The sequence below is a fragment of the Myxococcus guangdongensis genome (assembly GCF_024198255.1).
Lineage (GTDB): Bacteria > Myxococcota > Myxococcia > Myxococcales > Myxococcaceae > Myxococcus > Myxococcus guangdongensis.
Map to the genome: position 1 here is coordinate 167,833 of NZ_JAJVKW010000010.1, position 15,044 is coordinate 182,876.

The following is a 15,044-nucleotide window of genomic DNA, read 5'->3' on the forward strand; positions in this document are numbered from 1 at the left end:
GCGCCCAGCCGGGCTCTGCGTCGACCGGGCGGGCCCCCTCTTGTCTCGGAGAGCCCCACCATGTGGATTGCGTATGGCCTGGGCGCGGGCGTGATGCTCGGCCTGTATGACGTGTGGACGAAGAAGGCGATGACGGGCAACAGCGTCATCCCCGTCGTCATGTGGTCCTCCCTCTTCGGCGCGCTGTGCTGGGTGCCGGCGTTGATTCCAGGCGCGCTGCCCATCGCCATCGACCCCTTCGGCCTCACATGGCGCGAGCAGGCGTGGCTGCTCCCCAAGGGCGTGGCGATGACGGCCTCGTGGATCCTCGCGTACTACGCGGTGCGCGAGCTGCCCATCTCCATCGCCGGCGCGGTGCGAGCCTCGGGCCCGCTGTGGACGCTCGCGGGCGGGTTCCTGATGTTCCGCGAGCTGCTCACGCCCCTCCAGTTCCTGGGGCTGATGCTCACCGTCTGCTCGTACTACGTGCTGTCCATCGTGGGCCGCAAGGAAGGGCTCTCGCTGTCGAAGAGCCGCTCCTTCTGGTGGATGCTCGCCGCCACCGCGCTGTCGGCGGCGACCACCGTCTACGACAAGTTCCTCGTCGCGCGTCTGGCGCTGCCGGTGCTGGAGCTGCAAGCCAGCTCCGCGTTCCAGCGCTGCCTGCTGTCCGCGCTCGTCTTCGTCCCGTACATGTGGCGACGGGGCGCGTGGGGCCTGGGGCTCACCTGGAGCTGGGGCATCCCCCTGGTGGGGGGCTCGTGGGTGGCGGCGGAGCTCATCTACTTCGTCGCCATCTCCGAGCCCCAGGCCTTGGTGACCCACCTGTCCGTGCTGCGCAGGACGAGCCTCATCGTGGGCTTCGTGCTGTCGGCGCTCTTCTTCCGCGAGGCCAACCTCGCGCTGAAGTCCGGGATGATCGCCGTGCTCATCCTGGGCATGGCCATCCTCATCCTGGGAGGTTAGCCGCCTCTCCGAGGGAGAGGTCCGCTTCCCACGGGAAGCGCGAGGCGCCCAGCGCGGGCTTCAAGTCGTGCAGCCACGTGGCGTGCTCGTCGTAGCGCGCGAAGAAGGGCTTGCCCACGAGCTGGGCGTCGCGCGCCTGGATGAAGTGCAGCATGAAGACCTTCTCGCCGCCCAGCTCGAGCACGCCGTCCACGCACACCTTGCCTGGCGTGGCGGACATGGAGGGCCCGCGCACCGTGCGCGCCAGCCCCGACACTCGCCGGTACGCCTGCTGGAAGATGTCGTACGCGGACGCGAGCGGCACGGCGAAGTAGTCCTGCGGCCCGGTGTCGCGCTCGACGAACATGTAATACGGCACCATGCCGTGGCGCAGGTGCGTGCGCCACATGCGCTCCCACGTGGCCGCGTCGTCGTTGATGCCGCGGATGAGCGGCGCCTGGGTGCGGATGACCGCGCCCGTGGAGCGGATGCGGCGCACCGCCTCCTGCACGATGTCCGACTCCATCTCCCGGGGATGGGAGAAGTGCGCCATGAAGGCCAGGCTCTTGCCGGACGCCACCACCTTCTCGAACAGGCGCAGCGTGTCGTCCGCGTCCGGGTCCGTCACGAAGCGCTGCGGCCAGTACGCCAGCGACTTGGTGCCGATGCGGATGGCCTCCAGGTGCTCGATGTCCAGGAGCGGCTCGATGTAGCGCGACAGCACCGCCTCGCCCATCACCATGGGGTCGCCCCCGGTGAAGAGCACGTTGGTGACCTCCTCGTGCTCGCGCACGTAGTCCACCATGGGCGCGATGTCCTTCGACGCGAACTTCAAGTCCGCGTCCCCCACGAACTGCGCCCAGCGGAAGCAGTACGTGCAGTAGGCGTGACACGTCTGCCCCTGCTTGGGGAAGAACAGCACCGTCTCCTGGTACTTGTGCTGGAGCCCCGGTATCGCCTCCTCGTTCGCCTGCCGGGGCACGTTCAGCTCCATCTGCCCGGCGGGATGCGGATTGAGGCGCGCGCGCACCTCACGCACGTACGCCGCCAGCTCCAGGCTGGCCGTGCCCTCGCGCATCAGGTCGACCAGGCGTGACACGTCCTGGGCCGGCAGCATGTCCGCCTGCGGGAACACCAGCTTGTAGATGGGGTCGTCCGGCGCGGCCGACCAATCGATGAGTTCCTCGACGACGTAGCTGTTGACCCGGAAGGGCAGCACCTGGGCCACCGCTTGGACGGCCAGCCGCTCCTCCGCGGAGAGCCCCGCTCGGGTCGTCAACTCGTCCAGGTTTCTGTGGGTGAAGGCACGGTACCGCTGTCCCACGGACAGAGACCGCACCGCGTTGGATGAAGCGCTCACGCGGTTCCTCGCTTTGCATGACAGGGCCCTCCGCGCGGCTCCACGGAAGCGGCCCTGGGATGAGAGGTGAGTCGATGGTCAGACGTGCCTTTTGACCACCAACGAGGTGGAGGTTCGGGTTACCATGGGCTGCTGGATGTGTCACCCCTCCGAGGCTGAAACCGCCCGGAAAAATGACGGGGTGAGCGTGGACCCCGGGGCGGATTGATACTTTCCGTCTGTGCGGGCCGAGCGCATGGCGCGTGACGCCACGCGCAACGCGGTTGCACGTCTGTCATTGAATGCGGAGGTGGCGGAAAGCGCCTGGGCGAGCGGCCCGCGTGGGCGTGGATTTTCCGTGCGCCAGGGGAGGCGGCGGGGCCTCTAGGATGTGGGCGCCGGGTCCTCCGGCGCTCCGAGACGCCATGACCGCTCCACTCGAGTCCGATGTCCCGCCGGCCCCCGCCCCCAAGCCCTTCGTACCGCGGGTGGTCCCCCGTCCCGAGGGCGCCGCGGGTGGGCTGAAGAAGCTCTTGGGGGTGCTGGGGGTGGTGGCGGGGTCGCCGCTCATCGTGTTCGGGCTGTTGGGGTTGATGGTGGGCGTGGTGAAGATTTTTTCGCCGGACGAGGGGAAGAAGGCCTCGGATGGCGTGTTGATTCTGTTGCTGGCGGGGGTGTTCATCGGGGTGGGGCGCTTCTTGTGGAAGAAGGGCATGGCGCCGTTCCGCGAAGCGCGGCGCAGGGAGCTGCTGTTTGGACTCATCCGTGCACAGTCACGCATCCCCACGAGCGACGTGGCCGAGCTGCTCAAGGTGTCGGAGCCCGAGGCGCGGGAGCTGCTCGCGACCATCGTCGCTCGGCACGAGGCGGACCTCGTCTTCCTCTGGGCGACGCGCGAGTACGTGCACCGGGTCGTCCTGGTCCGGGCGCATGGTGTGGCTCGCAACTGCCCCACGTGTGACGCGCCGGTGGGCGCCATGAGCGTGCTGCCAGGGGACAAGCTGGAGTGTGCCTACTGTCAGACCACCTTCCTGGTGGCGTGACGAATCGTTTCACCTGTCGGGGCAATGGCGTCCCGCGCGGGCTCGTAGTGGCCTCGTCGTTTCGACGTACGGCCAGGTTTCAGGGAGGGTCGATGAGAAGAGTCCTCGGAGCGGTTACCGCCGCCGCGTTCCTCGGGTGCGCGGCTTCACGTGAAGCAGCCCAGCCCACGCCCCCGCCGCCTGCGCCCGAGCCGGCGAAGGTGGAGGCCTCCGCCCAGGCGCCGAAGCTCCAGGTGCCGGTGGAGTACTACAAGCTCGACAACGGCTTGAAGGTGGTGCTGTCGCGCGACACCACCGCGCCCAAGGCGATGGTGGGCGTCTACTACAACATCGGCTTCCGCATCGAGCCGAGGAACCGCACGGGCTTCGCGCACCTGTTCGAGCACATGATGTTCCAGGGCTCGACGAACCTGGGGAAGATGGAGCTGGCGCGGCTCATCCAGAAGAACGGGGGCACGTTCAACGGCTCCACGCGCTTCGACTTCACGAACTACTTCGAAATCGTCCCGTCGAACACGCTGGAGACGATGCTGTGGGCCGAGGCCGACCGCATGCGCGGCCTGGAGGTGACGCCGGAGAACCTCAAGAACCAGCAGGGCGTGGTGGCCAACGAGGTGAAGGTCAACGTCCTCAACCGGCCCTACGGCGGCTTCCCGTGGCTGGACATGCCGCAGGTGGCGAACACCAACTGGTACAACGCGCACAACTTCTACGGCGACCTGAAGGACCTGGAGGCCGCCACGCTCGAGGACGTGCGGGCGTTCTTCAAGACGTACTACGCGCCGAGCAACGCCGCGCTGGTGGTGGTGGGGGACTTCGAGCCCGAGCAGGTGAAGGGCTGGGTGCAGCAGTACTTCGGGGCCTTGCCCAAGGCGCCGGTGCCCCAGCTGCCGGACATCTCCGAGCCTCGCCAGGAGAAGGAGAAGCGGCACGACAAGAAGGACGCGCGAGTCACGCGGCCGGCGTTCGCGGCGGGCTACCACATGCCCCCGGTGGGCACGCCGGAGTTCTACGCGATGGCGCTCATCGACGAAATCCTGCTGCAGGGCAGCGACAGCGCGCTCTACCAGCAGCTGGTGCAGAAGAAGGGCATCACCGGCGAGCTGAGCGGTGGGGTGAACGAGCTGGGCAACCAGTGGAACTACAACGGGCCCATGCAGTGGACCGTCTACATGTATCACGACACGGTCATCTCGCCGGAGACGATTGCCGGGGAGATTGATGGGGTGGTGGCGAAGCTGGTGGAGAAGCCGGTGGACGCGGCGACGCTGGCGCGCGCGCGGGTGAAGGCGCGCTCGCGGTTGTACGAGCACGTGGAGAGCATCCTTGGCTTCGGCCGGGCGGACCTGCTGGCCTCGTCCGCGCTGTTCTTCGACGACCCGGAGCGGCTCAACCGGCTGGAGGACGAGCTGATGAAGGTGACGCCCGAGGTGATTCAGCGCACGGCCCGCGAGTACCTGCGTCCGACGAACCGCACGGTGCTCACGGTGTCGGCTTCCCCCCAGACGCTCCAGGCTGACTGAGGACCGCGACCATGACCTTCCATTCCATTCGCAATCGTCTCGTCGCGTCCTCGCTGTTGGTGTTCGGGCTGGCCGCGGCGCCCGTGCTCGCCGCGCCCGCGGCGAAGGAGGCGCCTCCGGCTCCGGCGGCGCCCAAGCCCTTCAACGTTCCCGAGCGCACCTCGTTCAAGCTCGACAACGGGCTGGAGGTGTCGCTGTTGCCGTATGGCGACATGCCCAAGGTGGCCATCCAGCTGGTGGTGGACACGGGCAACATCCATGAGAAGTCGGACGAGGTCTGGCTCATGGACCTGGCGGGCAAGCTGCTCAAGGAGGGCACGACGACGCGCTCCGCGGAGCAGGTGGCCCAGGCCGCCGCGGAGCTGGGCGGACAGTTGGAGGTGGGCACGCAGCAGGACCAGTCCCACGTGGGCCTGGAGGTGCTCTCCGAGTTCGCGCCGAAGGCGGTGACGCTGGTGGCGGACGTGGTCCAGAACCCGGCCTTCCCCGCGTCGGAGGTGGAGCGGGTGAAGGGCGACCTGGTGCGCGAGCTGGCGGTGTACCGGACGATGCCGCAGGTGTTGGCGAACGAGGTGATGGCGAAGGCGATTTATGGGGACCATCCCTACGGGCGCACGTTGGCGACGGAGGCGCAGCTCCAGCGGTACACGCGGGAGCACGTGGTGAAGCACTACGAGGCCAACGTGGGCGCGGCGCGCTCGCGGCTGTACGTGGTGGGGCGCTTCGAGCCCGCGCAGGTGGAGAAGGTGGTGCGCGAAGCCTTCAGCGGCTGGCGCGCGGGCCCCGAGCGGGTGAAGAACGTGCCGAAGCAGCAGGTGGCGAAGTCGGTGCAGTTCCTGGACCGGCCGGGCTCGGTGCAGTCCACGGTGCGGGTGGCGACGAAGGCGCTGCCGCCGACGAGCGAGGACGCCATCGCGTTGGAGGTGCTGGACACGATGCTGGGGGGGTACTTCAGCTCGCGCATCACCGCGAACATCCGCGAGAAGAAGGGCTATGCGTACTCGCCGTACAGCGCGGTCTCCGAGCACGTGGAGGATGCGTACTGGGTGCAGAACGCGGACGTGACGACGGCGAACACGGGCGATTCGCTGAAGGAGATCCTCAAGGAGGTGGACACGCTGAGGAAGACGGCGCCGCCGGCGGAGGAGCTCCGCGACGTGCAGAACTACCTGGCGGGGGCGTTCCTGCTCCAGAACTCGTCGCGCATGGGCCTCATCTACAAGCTGCGCTACGTGGACCTGCACGGCCTGCCGGAGACGTACCTGAAGGACTACGTGAGCCGGGTGATGGCGGTGACGCCGGACCAGGTGCGCGCCGTGGCGGCGAAGGTGCTCGCGCAGGACGCGATGACCATCGTCATCGTGGGTGACATGAAGGTGGTCAAGCCGCAGCTGAAGGTGCTGCCGCCGAAGCTGCGCTGACTTGAAGTTCCCGGGAGCGGAAGGCCGTCATGGGTCTTCCGCTCCTGGATTGCCGATGGCCGCGACTCACGCCGTGCGCCGACCCAGCGCGGGGAATCGCTCGTAGGCCCGTCGAAGCGCGTCCAGATGTGAGGGATTGTCGTAGTCGAGCGGCGAGTCCGTCAGCTGCACGACCCACCCGTCCGACGCCGTGCGCCGTGCTCGTGAGAGCAGCCCGGTGTCGTGGTCAGGGGAGGGGAATCCGATGACCTTGGCGGCGGCGCTGGACCAGTGGTTCAGCCACCCGAGGAAGCAGGGCGTCTCTGGCGCGGAGAGTTTCTCCGGGAGGTCGAGCATGGGAAGCCCGCGAGGTGAGCGTTCGGGGGCTTGGGGGGAGCGGCGAAACTGTCGCGCGACCTCGGAGCCGTAGCTTTCCGGGGACGCATGGCCCCAGAACGCGGACGCGCCCTCCGCCATGCCCTCGAGCAGGGCCGACGCCGCGGCGATTCCGGCTTCGTCCAGTGGCAGTCGTGCATGGACTTCGAGCTGGTCCTGACCGCCTGGGCTGAAGAGCCCGGACCGGTCCCTTCCCGAAACCGTGATGGGGTAGCTCTCATCGCCGTTGCACAGGAGGGGGAACGCCCCGTCCAAGGTGTGCTCCGCGAGCCACGCATCACGGTCGGGCAATGCGGTGGGGCGGCCGCCTTCGGCGAGCTTCCACTGCAGGCGCAAGCCTGGGAGCGACTGTTCCATGCGATGGACGATGGCGAGCGCGCGGTCATCGTGTCTCGCGAGTGCTGGGGCGTAGGCGATGACGATGAGGGTTCTGCTCTTGTTCATCGTGGGCACCCCGTGACGACGATATCGAGCGTGGGGTCCTGTGCTTCCAGCATGTCCCGATGGGCCGCGGTGCTCACTCCGATGACGAAGTGATAGCCGCAGGCCGCGGCCGCTCTCCGCTCCTTGCCGAGTTGCGCCATCTCCTTCTCTATCTCCTGACTCTGGATGAAGCCGTTATAGGTATCGAAGCGGTGGGTCTTGATTTCCCAGAGCACGCGCACGCCGACTTGCAGTGCATCGAAGCGAACCCCGTCCACGAGGACGTCCATGCCTGGATACCGGTTGGGTGGAAACCTGTCGGCGCACGCATTGTGCGGCGCGTCCTTGCCTGCGTGAGGCACCGGGATGGGTCTGCACTCAGGGCGGCGCTCGGACTCCCGAGGCTCCGTTGGCCCAGGGGGAAACGCGTCCTGTTCCGATGGGGCTGGAGTGGGCTTTCGATTCGCCGAGGGATCTCGCAGGGCCGACTTCGTTCGGGGTGTGGATTCATCCTCGGTCGGATGGTTCCCGCTCAGCTCATACGCATCCAACGCTTCCTTGATGGCGACACCCACCACCACCGCGCCAAGGACGACCACCGCGCCCACGATGATTTCGGGCGCAGCGAGGACGCAAAGGCCAACGCCCAGGGCCGCCGCACCCGCAGACGCGACGGTACATCGGCCCGTTCGATCATTCAGTCGGACCCTGTCATGGTCGAGCGCCGCGAAGCATCGCTCAGCGAGCACAGGCCAGGGATGGGCGGCCTCGCGAACGACGCACTGTCCTCCGTCAGTCCATGGCAGCGGCGCGGCCCGCCGGAGGTTGGCGAGCTGCGGGCTCCGTGACGTACGCTCTCCTGGGCTCGGTGTCGACGTGGCACAGGCGGAGATGAAGAGCAGGAGTGCGGCGCAGGCGCGAAATCGCATGGTCTCGTTCTGGTCGATGCGGTGAGCCGTGGGTGATGCCGGCTGCTCGTGGAGTATGTCAGCAACGCTGACGGCTACAGGTGTTGATGGAAGTAGCGCGCCGTCTCCTCCCACAGGCGCTCGGCGAGCGCGGGGTCGGACACCCTGTGCCCCATGCCGCTCAGGGGGATGAGCTCGTGGGGCTGGCCCGCGCGGAACAGCGCGTCCGACAGCTTGAGCGCCTGGGAGAAGAGGACGTTGTCGTCCGCGGTGCCGTGCACCACCAGCAGCTTGCCCATGGGCTTGTCGGCCTTCACGTGCGTGAGCAGCGAGGCCTGCTCGTAGGCCTGGGGCTGCTCTTCCGGCAGACCGAAGAAGCGCTCCGTCAGGTGTGAGTCGTAGTCCCGCCAGTCCGTCACCGCGGACACGGCCACCGCGGCCTTGAAGACCTCTGGGTGCGTGAGCACCGCCAACGCGGACATGTAGCCGCCGTTGCTCGCGCCCGTGATTCCCACGCGACTCAGGTCCAGCTCCGGCACCTCGGCCGCGAGCGCTCGCAGCGCGGCCACCTGCTCGTCGAGAATCCGGCGCGGCCAGTCGTACTTCGGCTTGCGCAGCTTCGCGTCCGCCGTGGGCGACACGCCGCGCCCGTCGAGCTTCACCACGATGAAGCCCTGGTCCGCCAACCACTGGTCCGTGAAATGCTGCGTCATGCTCTGGGAGACCATGGCCATGCCGGGCCCTCCGTAGATGTCCACGATGACCGGCAGCTTCACCCCGGGCTTCGCGTCTCGCGGACGCACCAGTGACGTGGGATAGCGCTCCTTGCCCACGTGCCGTACCTCCACGCGCGGCTGCAGCGTCGGCTCCTTCGCCAGCGAGGGCAGCTCTCCCACCCGCGTGCCATCCGCCTTCAGCACCGTGGTGTTCTTCATCCGCCGCGGTCCTTCGGCGCTCAGTGCCAGGAATCCGCCTCGCTGGGAGAGCTTCGCCTGCTCCAGCGCGGGACGCTCGGTGGTGACACGCGTCGGCTTGCCTCCAGGGCTCAGTCGCCACACGTAGCGCTCCTCCGACGCGGGGCCGCCGGAGAAGTACACCGTGCCGTCCTGCTCCACGTAGCCGACCAGGTCGTAGAAGCCCGCGTCGGGCGGCACGAGCGAGCGCACGAGCTTGCCCGTGGCATCGCGCAGCTCCAGCTCACCGGCCCCGTTGCGCTCGGTGTACCAGAGGAACCCGCTCCCGTCCGCGAGCCACTGGGGGAACGTCTGGTGCAACGTGAGCCAGGCGTCGTCCTTCTCCACGAGCAGCGTGCGCGTGCGCCCCGTCCTCGGGTCCACCGCGAGCAACAGCTCCTCCGTCTGCGCGCGGTTCTGCACCAGCACCGTCAGCGGTCCCTTCGCGGGCCAGCGCACCGTGGCGAGATAGGGATACTTCCCCGCATCCCACTGCACCCACGTCGTCTTTCCTCCCGTGACGGGGATGATGCCCAGGCGCACCTGAGCGTTGGGCTTGCCCGCGCGCGGATAGGCGAGCCGCTGCTCCTCCCGCTCGGGATTCAGCGCGTCCGGGACGATGAGCTTCTCCACGCCGCTCGTGTCGGACTCCGTGTAGGCCAGGGACTTCCCGTCCGGGCTCCACCAGTAGCCGGAGAAGCGCATCATCTCGGCGGCGGCGATGAACTCCGGCGTCCCGTGGCTCCTGCCCTCCGTGCCGCCCTTCGTCACCGCGCGCTCGGTGTTCGTCGCGAGGTCCAGGCGATACACGTCGTGGCCCCGCACGTAGGCCACCTGCGTCGCATCTGGCGAGAAGCGCACGTCCATCGCGCCCGTGCCCGTCTTCAGCTCCGTCACCTTCCCGGTGGCGCGCGTGACGACGTACTGCTTGCCCGACATCCCCACGAGCAGCTTCTCGCCGTCCTCGGACAGCGCGTAGGAGCTCAGGCCCCGCGGTGAGGCGCGCGCGGGCTCGACTCGCAGCTTCGCCTCGGCGGTGAGGCCCTCCTGTGCTCGCTGGAGGAGGCTCTCCGCGGTGAGGTGCTCGCGCGTCTGTCCCGTGGCGGTGTCGAACGCGTGGAGTGAGACGGCACGCGAGCCCTCCGCGGTGCGCAGGAAGAAGAGCGTCCGTTCATCCGGCGTGAAGCTCGTGGCCATCGGCCGGCCACTGTTGAAGTAGCGCGTCTCCGTGAGCTGACGGATGAAGCTCTCCGTCTTCGGCGCCGACGCGGAAGGAGGCTGGGCGAGAACGGGCGCGCTCAGCAGGACCAGGGCGGTGAGGAGGGTTCGCATGGGGTGGGGGCGGAGTCATCGGGAGGATGGCTCACGAGGTGAGGAGACCATGTCATCCCGTGGGCGAGGCGCGTGGAAGTGCCCCTCGGTCCGACGCACGACATGACGCGCCGGGCGATGCCCGTTGACCATGACCGTTCCATGGCCCCGTCCGCGAACCGGCCTGTATGCTCAGCCCATGCGTGAGCACCCCGACGTGCCCCGAGTCCTTGTCGCGCGGCCGCTGACACCCGAGGGCTTCGCGCCCTACGGCGACGTGGTCAGCGCGGGGCTCGGGCCCGGAGCGCTCGCGAACCAGGGCACCGCGGTGCGCTTCGACTGGTCCGCGCGACTGGAGAACGCTCGCGAGTCCGCCAGGCCGAACCTCGCCGTGTTCCGCTCGGTGGCGCGCTCACTGCCCTTCACCGTGAAGCTGCTGGAGCACCATCCGTACTCGAGCCAGGTGTTCCTGCCCATGCGCTGCGAGCGCTACCTCGTGTGCGTCGCGCCGACGGCGCCCTCGGGCGGTCCGGACCTGGAGCGACTGGAGGCGTTCGTCTGCGGTCCCGGTGAGGGTGTGAACTACCACCGGGGCGTGTGGCACCACCCCATCGTCGCGCTCGACGCGCCCGCGGAGCTGGCCATGCTGGCCTGGGAGGACGGGAGCGAGGGTGACTGCGTGGTGCGCCACTTCGAGCCGTCCGCGCACGTCCAGGTGCGATTCGACGGCTGAGGCGTGACGTCGACGCGGACGGACGCTCGCGCTTCCCCTATCATCCGGGGCCTTCCTCGTGGGTTGGACCTGGAGGCTCCGGATGGGACAGCAAGCGGACGTCATCGTGGTGGGCGCGGGGCTGGCGGGGCTCGTCGCCGCGACGGAGCTCGCCGACGCGGGCAAGCGCGTCATCGTCGTGGACCAGGAGGGCGAGCAGAACCTGGGAGGGCAGGCGTTCTGGTCCTTCGGCGGCCTGTTCCTGGTGGACTCGCCCGAGCAGCGGCGCATGGGCATCCATGACTCGCACGCGCTCGCGCTTGAGGACTGGCTGGGCACCGCGGGCTTCGACCGCGAGGAGGACCACTGGCCCCGCAGGTGGGCCGAGGCCTTCGTCGACTTCGCCGCCGGCGAGATGCGCCCGTGGCTCTACAACCAGGGCCTGCGCTGGTTCCCCGTCGTCGGCTGGGCCGAGCGCGGTGGTTACGGCGCCGTGGGTCACGGCAACTCCGTGCCGCGCTTCCACGTCACGTGGGGCACGGGGCCGGGCGTGCTCGCGCCCTTCGTGCGGCGGGCCCAGGAGGCGCGGACGAAGGGGACGCTCACGTTCCTGTTCCGTCACCGCGTGGACGAGCTGCTCACGGAGGGCGGCGCCGTCGTCGGCGTGCGGGGCATGACGTTGGTCCCCTCGGAGGTGGAGCGCGGCGTGAAGAGCTCGCGCGAGACGGTGGGCGACTTCGAGGTGCGCGCGTCCGCCGTCGTCGTCACTTCGGGCGGCATCGGCGGCAACCACGAGCTGGTGCGCAAGAGCTGGCCGTCGCGCCTGGGCCCCGCGCCGTCCTTCATGGTGCAGGGTGTCCCCGACCATGTCGACGGACGGATGATTGCCATCACCGAGTCCGCGGGCGGACGGGTCATCAACCGCGACCGCATGTGGCACTACACGGAAGGGCTCCGTAACTGGAACCCCATCTGGCCGCGCCACGGCATCCGCATCCTGCCGGGGCCGAGCTCGCTGTGGCTGGACGCCACGGGCAAGCGATTGCCTCCGCCGCTGTACCCGGGCTTCGACACGCTGGGGACGCTCGAGCACATCCTGAAGACGGGGCACGACTACTCGTGGTTCGTGCTGAACCAGGCGATCCTGAAGAAGGAGTTCGCGCTCTCCGGCTCCGAGCAGAACCCGGACCTCACGGGCAAGGATTGGAAGGGCGTGCTCAACCGCGCCGTGGGCAAGAAGGCCATGGGCCCGGTGGAGGCGTTCAAGGAGCACGGCGCGGACTTCGTCGTCGCCGATGACCTGCGCACGCTCGTGGCGAAGATGAACGAGAAGACCGACACGAAGCTGCTCGACTTCGCCGCGGTGGAGCGCGAGGTGCTCGCGCGGGACCGGCAGCTGGACAACCCGTTCGGCAAGGACCTGCAGATCGCCGCGATTCGCCAGGCGCGCAACTACCGGGGAGACCAGCTGGTGCGCACCGCGAAGCTGCATCGGCTGCTGGACCCGAAGGCCGCGCCGCTCATCGGCGTGAAGCTGAACATCCTCACGCGCAAGACGCTGGGCGGCTTCGAGACCGACCTGTCCAGCCGCGTGTTCGGCGCCGAGGGCAAGCTGGTCCCCGGGCTCTATGCGGCGGGCGAGGTGGCCGGGTTCGGCGGCGGCGGCGTGCACGGCTACCGCGCGCTCGAGGGCACCTTCCTGGGCGGGTGCATCTTCTCGGGGCGCGCGGCGGGAAGGGCGCTCGCGGCGGCGGTGTAGCGGGCTGCTACTTGCCGTAGACGGTGCTGCGCACGTCCGTCAGCTTCCCGTCGGTGAAGGTCACCACCTGCATGAGGCGGTTGGGGCCGAAGTTGTAGGTCCACTCCTCGACGTCGACCGTGACGGTCTTCGACGTCGAGGACTCGTCCTTGCCGTCGCGCACCCGCTCCTTCGTCGACGTGGACTCGGTGCGGCGCTGCTTGGCCAGGGGCTCGCCGCACTTGATGACGGCGTCGGTGGTGGTGGCCCCATCGGAGATGAGGTTGTTTCCACAGCGCAGCGTGGCGGCGTCCGCGTGCAGGGGCAGCAAGAGGCCAGCGAGGACGAGCGGGGCGAGGACCAGACGCATGGGGGCTCCACGGGGGAATGAAGGTGGGCGTCCGACGCGCGGGCCTTCGGGTTATTCACGCTGTTTCCGAGAAACTCAGGGGGCGCGGAGCTTGAGCCGCAGGCGCTGGTCGTCGCCCCGGTCGATGACCTCGGAGACCTCCAGCACCGAGCCCGCGGCCTCCACCGTCTGACCCGCGCGCACGCGCACGTGCTGCTGCGAGGGAGGCTGGAGGTTCGCGTCGAAGATGAACAGCGCGGCGGTGGGCTCACGGCCGCCCGCGTCGGTGTCCTCGGGCCAGAAGTTGCCCGTGGCCAGGCTCAAGCGCGGCGTCACCTGCAGCGGCCCGTGGTTCTTCGTCAGGGTGATGACGCCGGGCGACGCCTCGGAGGATGGCGCCACGGAGGGCGTCTCGCGGGCGCACGCGGTCAGCGCCAGCCCGAGGGCCAGCGCCAGCCTTGCGTACCCGCGCGACGCCCGGGGACTCACTTGGTGGGGTTGCTGTTGGCGTACTGGAAGGACTCCTGGAACTCCTTCTGGGTCAGCACGATGTCCGGCGTGCCGGCGCCCCAGGGGTTGCGCAGCGTGACGGTGCCGGCCTTGGTGTCCACGCCGGTGACGAAGTACTCGTGGTCCGCCACCAGGGTGCCGTCCTTGTAGCGCGCGCCGTCGGTGCCGTCCGGCAGGTCGAAGCCGAGAATCTTGATGTCGTCGTGCGTGCCCGCGGTGATGGCCTCGCCGGCCTTGAGCCGCTTGTCCAGGTCCGCCAGCGTGGTGCTGTCGACGTCCAGGCTGCTGCTCTTCTTGCCGGTGATGGCCTCCATCGCCTTGGCGCTGTTGCCGTGGACGATGTCGGGGTAGCCGCCCTTCCACTGGGCATAGGCCTTCTCGACGATGGCGGGCCACAGCTCCGCCTTGCCGTTCTCCGGCGGGGTGCCGGCGTAGGCCGGGTTGCCGCTGGAGTTGAGGGGCAGGTCCGGGGTGACGGTGATGTTCACCGGCTTGCCCTTGTCCTGGAAGGTGACGGTGTAGTTGCCGGCCTTGTCCGGGCCCTTGACCATGTTCTCGATGAGGGACGGGTTGGCGCGGGCGATGGCGCCCATGGAGGTCATCAGGTAGCAGTCGCCAATCTGGCCCTGCTGCACGTCGTTCCAGTGAGCCTTGGTGCCGTCGGCGCCGGCCTCGAAGAGGCTGCCGTTCTTCACCTGGCCATAGGTGACGTTCTTGTCGAGCGCCTTGGGGTCCTTGGTCTTCGGCGTCTCGGAGCCGCTCGTCTGGAGGGTCTGTCCGAGCGCGGCGGCGAACTGCTCGCGGCGGCTGGGAGGCAGCATCCCGTCCTGGGTCCGGCCGCTGGCCCACTCGGGCTTCGTCTCGCGGACCTCCTGCTTCTTCACCTCGGGACGCACCGCCTCGGTCTCCTGGCGGGTGGTCTGGGTGACGCGGGACCCTTCATTCCCAATCTTGAAGCTCATGAGCGTACTCCCCCTCGATACGACTGACTTTGAACCTGGGACCGCCGTCCCCCAAGGACGGTGGTGGATGTCTGGATTATCTCAAAGGCACTGCCCCGAGTTGCGTGGGGCCCGCACTTACGGTGCGGGGGACTAGCGGACCTTCAGGTGGATGGCGGCTTGCTGTCCGTCCTCGCCGCTGACCTCGAGGATCTCCAGCTTCGCTCCGTCCACCTCGACGACCTGGGACGCGTGGACGCGCACGTGGTCCTGCTTCGAGGGGGAGGTGCGGGTGTCGATGATGAAGAGGCCCGCGGTGAGCTGCTTTTCGCGACCGTCCACTTCCTCGGGCCAGAAGTTGCCGCTGGCCAGGCGCAGGTGCGGCTTCTGCGGGAGCACGAGAGGCCCCTGGCCCTTGATGAGTGTGATGGTGTCGGATGACATGCCTGTTTCCCCCAAGCGTCAGGACGTGCGGACCCGTGGAACGGGCCTCGCGTCAGATGTTCCCGGACGTTAGCACGGGGCCCTGTCCCCAGCGGGAGAGGCTTTGACTCGGAGTGTGGGAGTGGGTGGG

General features: G+C 68.6%; 14 protein-coding genes. 6 read left to right on the plus strand and 8 right to left on the minus strand.

Features of this window, described 5'->3' with window-relative positions; genetic code table 11:
* The first annotated feature begins 60 nt into the window (after window positions 1-60).
* Window positions 61-945, plus strand: coding sequence for a DMT family transporter (locus tag LXT21_RS28360; RefSeq protein ID WP_254041320.1), 885 nt, complete (start codon window positions 61-63; stop codon window positions 943-945).
* Here LXT21_RS28360 and LXT21_RS28365 read toward each other — a convergent pair.
* The gene (locus LXT21_RS28365; protein ID WP_254041321.1) at window positions 929-2,284 is read right to left on the minus strand and encodes a KamA family radical SAM protein; all 1,356 of its coding nucleotides are present in this window, start codon (window positions 2,282-2,284) and stop codon (window positions 929-931) included. The genes LXT21_RS28360 and LXT21_RS28365 overlap by 17 nt on opposite strands.
* Before the next feature lie 404 nt (window positions 2,285-2,688).
* Here LXT21_RS28365 and LXT21_RS28370 point away from each other — a divergent pair, with 404 nt between their 5' ends.
* The 3 genes from LXT21_RS28370 (at window position 2,689) to LXT21_RS28380 (ending at window position 6,250) form a co-directional block, all read left to right on the plus strand.
* Window positions 2,689-3,306: a hypothetical protein gene (locus tag LXT21_RS28370; RefSeq protein WP_254041322.1), complete on the plus strand. Its 618-nt coding sequence runs from the start codon at window positions 2,689-2,691 to the stop codon at window positions 3,304-3,306.
* 92 nt (window positions 3,307-3,398) lie between these two features.
* On the plus strand, window positions 3,399-4,829 hold the full coding sequence (locus LXT21_RS28375; RefSeq protein ID WP_254041323.1) for a M16 family metallopeptidase: 1,431 nt from the start codon (window positions 3,399-3,401) through the stop codon (window positions 4,827-4,829).
* 11 nt (window positions 4,830-4,840) lie between these two features.
* Window positions 4,841-6,250, plus strand: a complete 1,410-nt coding sequence (locus LXT21_RS28380; protein ID WP_254041324.1) for a M16 family metallopeptidase — start codon at window positions 4,841-4,843, stop codon at window positions 6,248-6,250.
* A gap of 66 nt (window positions 6,251-6,316) precedes the next feature.
* Here LXT21_RS28380 and LXT21_RS28385 read toward each other — a convergent pair whose 3' ends face one another.
* The 3 genes from LXT21_RS28385 to LXT21_RS28395 all read right to left on the minus strand — a co-directional run bounded on the left by LXT21_RS28385 (window position 6,317) and on the right by LXT21_RS28395 (window position 10,241).
* Entirely contained in the window at window positions 6,317-7,069 is a 753-nt protein-coding gene (locus LXT21_RS28385) for a DUF5953 family protein (protein ID WP_254041325.1), read from the minus strand.
* Window positions 7,066-7,977 carry a DUF6310 domain-containing protein gene (locus tag LXT21_RS45690; protein WP_254041326.1) on the minus strand — a complete coding sequence of 304 codons (912 nt, stop codon included), beginning with the start codon at window positions 7,975-7,977 and terminating at the stop codon, window positions 7,066-7,068. Before LXT21_RS45690 ends, LXT21_RS28385 begins: the two co-directional genes overlap by 4 nt.
* Window positions 7,978-8,051: 74 nt before the next feature.
* The gene (locus LXT21_RS28395; protein WP_254041327.1) at window positions 8,052-10,241 is read right to left on the minus strand and encodes a S9 family peptidase; all 2,190 of its coding nucleotides are present in this window, start codon (window positions 10,239-10,241) and stop codon (window positions 8,052-8,054) included.
* A 178-nt stretch (window positions 10,242-10,419) separates the two neighbouring features.
* Between LXT21_RS28395 and LXT21_RS28400 the strand changes: the two genes are divergently transcribed.
* Window positions 10,420-10,953, plus strand: coding sequence for an ureidoglycolate lyase (locus LXT21_RS28400; protein WP_254041328.1), 534 nt, complete (start codon window positions 10,420-10,422; stop codon window positions 10,951-10,953).
* Window positions 10,954-11,035: 82 nt separating this feature from the next.
* Complete coding sequence (locus LXT21_RS28405; RefSeq protein ID WP_254041329.1) at window positions 11,036-12,691, plus strand: FAD-binding dehydrogenase; 1,656 nt, start codon at window positions 11,036-11,038, stop codon at window positions 12,689-12,691.
* Window positions 12,692-12,698: 7 nt separating this feature from the next.
* On the opposite strand, the gene LXT21_RS28410 is transcribed toward LXT21_RS28405, so the two are convergent.
* From LXT21_RS28410 to LXT21_RS28425, 4 genes are all read right to left on the minus strand, one after another.
* Window positions 12,699-13,040: a DUF2845 domain-containing protein gene (locus tag LXT21_RS28410; protein ID WP_254041330.1), complete on the minus strand. Its 342-nt coding sequence runs from the start codon at window positions 13,038-13,040 to the stop codon at window positions 12,699-12,701.
* A gap of 75 nt (window positions 13,041-13,115) precedes the next feature.
* Window positions 13,116-13,508 carry a hypothetical protein gene (locus LXT21_RS28415; protein ID WP_254041331.1) on the minus strand — a complete coding sequence of 131 codons (393 nt, stop codon included), beginning with the start codon at window positions 13,506-13,508 and terminating at the stop codon, window positions 13,116-13,118.
* Window positions 13,505-14,491 carry a C2 family cysteine protease gene (locus tag LXT21_RS28420; RefSeq protein WP_254041332.1) on the minus strand — a complete coding sequence of 329 codons (987 nt, stop codon included), beginning with the start codon at window positions 14,489-14,491 and terminating at the stop codon, window positions 13,505-13,507. The genes LXT21_RS28415 and LXT21_RS28420 overlap by 4 nt, the downstream gene beginning before the upstream one ends.
* Before the next feature lie 132 nt (window positions 14,492-14,623).
* On the minus strand, window positions 14,624-14,914 hold the full coding sequence (locus tag LXT21_RS28425) for a hypothetical protein (RefSeq protein ID WP_254041333.1): 291 nt from the start codon (window positions 14,912-14,914) through the stop codon (window positions 14,624-14,626).
* Between the last annotated feature and the right edge of the window lie 130 nt (window positions 14,915-15,044).

What these genes read in the sequence shown, in the direction of transcription:
- LXT21_RS28360 (WP_254041320.1), top strand. Translation starts at nt 61, where the DNA reads ATGTGGATTGCGTATGGCCTGGGCGCGGGCGTGATGCTCGGCCTGTAT.
- LXT21_RS28370 (WP_254041322.1), top strand. Translation starts at nt 2,689, where the DNA reads ATGACCGCTCCACTCGAGTCCGATGTCCCGCCGGCCCCCGCCCCCAAG.
- LXT21_RS28375 (WP_254041323.1), top strand. Translation starts at nt 3,399, where the DNA reads ATGAGAAGAGTCCTCGGAGCGGTTACCGCCGCCGCGTTCCTCGGGTGC.
- LXT21_RS28380 (WP_254041324.1), top strand. Translation starts at nt 4,841, where the DNA reads ATGACCTTCCATTCCATTCGCAATCGTCTCGTCGCGTCCTCGCTGTTG.
- LXT21_RS28385 (WP_254041325.1), bottom strand. Translation starts at nt 7,069, where the DNA reads ATGAACAAGAGCAGAACCCTCATCGTCATCGCCTACGCCCCAGCACTC.
- LXT21_RS45690 (WP_254041326.1), bottom strand. Translation starts at nt 7,977, where the DNA reads ATGCGATTTCGCGCCTGCGCCGCACTCCTGCTCTTCATCTCCGCCTGT.
- LXT21_RS28395 (WP_254041327.1), bottom strand. Translation starts at nt 10,241, where the DNA reads ATGCGAACCCTCCTCACCGCCCTGGTCCTGCTGAGCGCGCCCGTTCTC.
- LXT21_RS28400 (WP_254041328.1), top strand. Translation starts at nt 10,420, where the DNA reads ATGCGTGAGCACCCCGACGTGCCCCGAGTCCTTGTCGCGCGGCCGCTG.
- LXT21_RS28405 (WP_254041329.1), top strand. Translation starts at nt 11,036, where the DNA reads ATGGGACAGCAAGCGGACGTCATCGTGGTGGGCGCGGGGCTGGCGGGG.
- LXT21_RS28410 (WP_254041330.1), bottom strand. Translation starts at nt 13,040, where the DNA reads ATGCGTCTGGTCCTCGCCCCGCTCGTCCTCGCTGGCCTCTTGCTGCCC.
- LXT21_RS28420 (WP_254041332.1), bottom strand. Translation starts at nt 14,491, where the DNA reads ATGAGCTTCAAGATTGGGAATGAAGGGTCCCGCGTCACCCAGACCACC.
- LXT21_RS28425 (WP_254041333.1), bottom strand. Translation starts at nt 14,914, where the DNA reads ATGTCATCCGACACCATCACACTCATCAAGGGCCAGGGGCCTCTCGTG.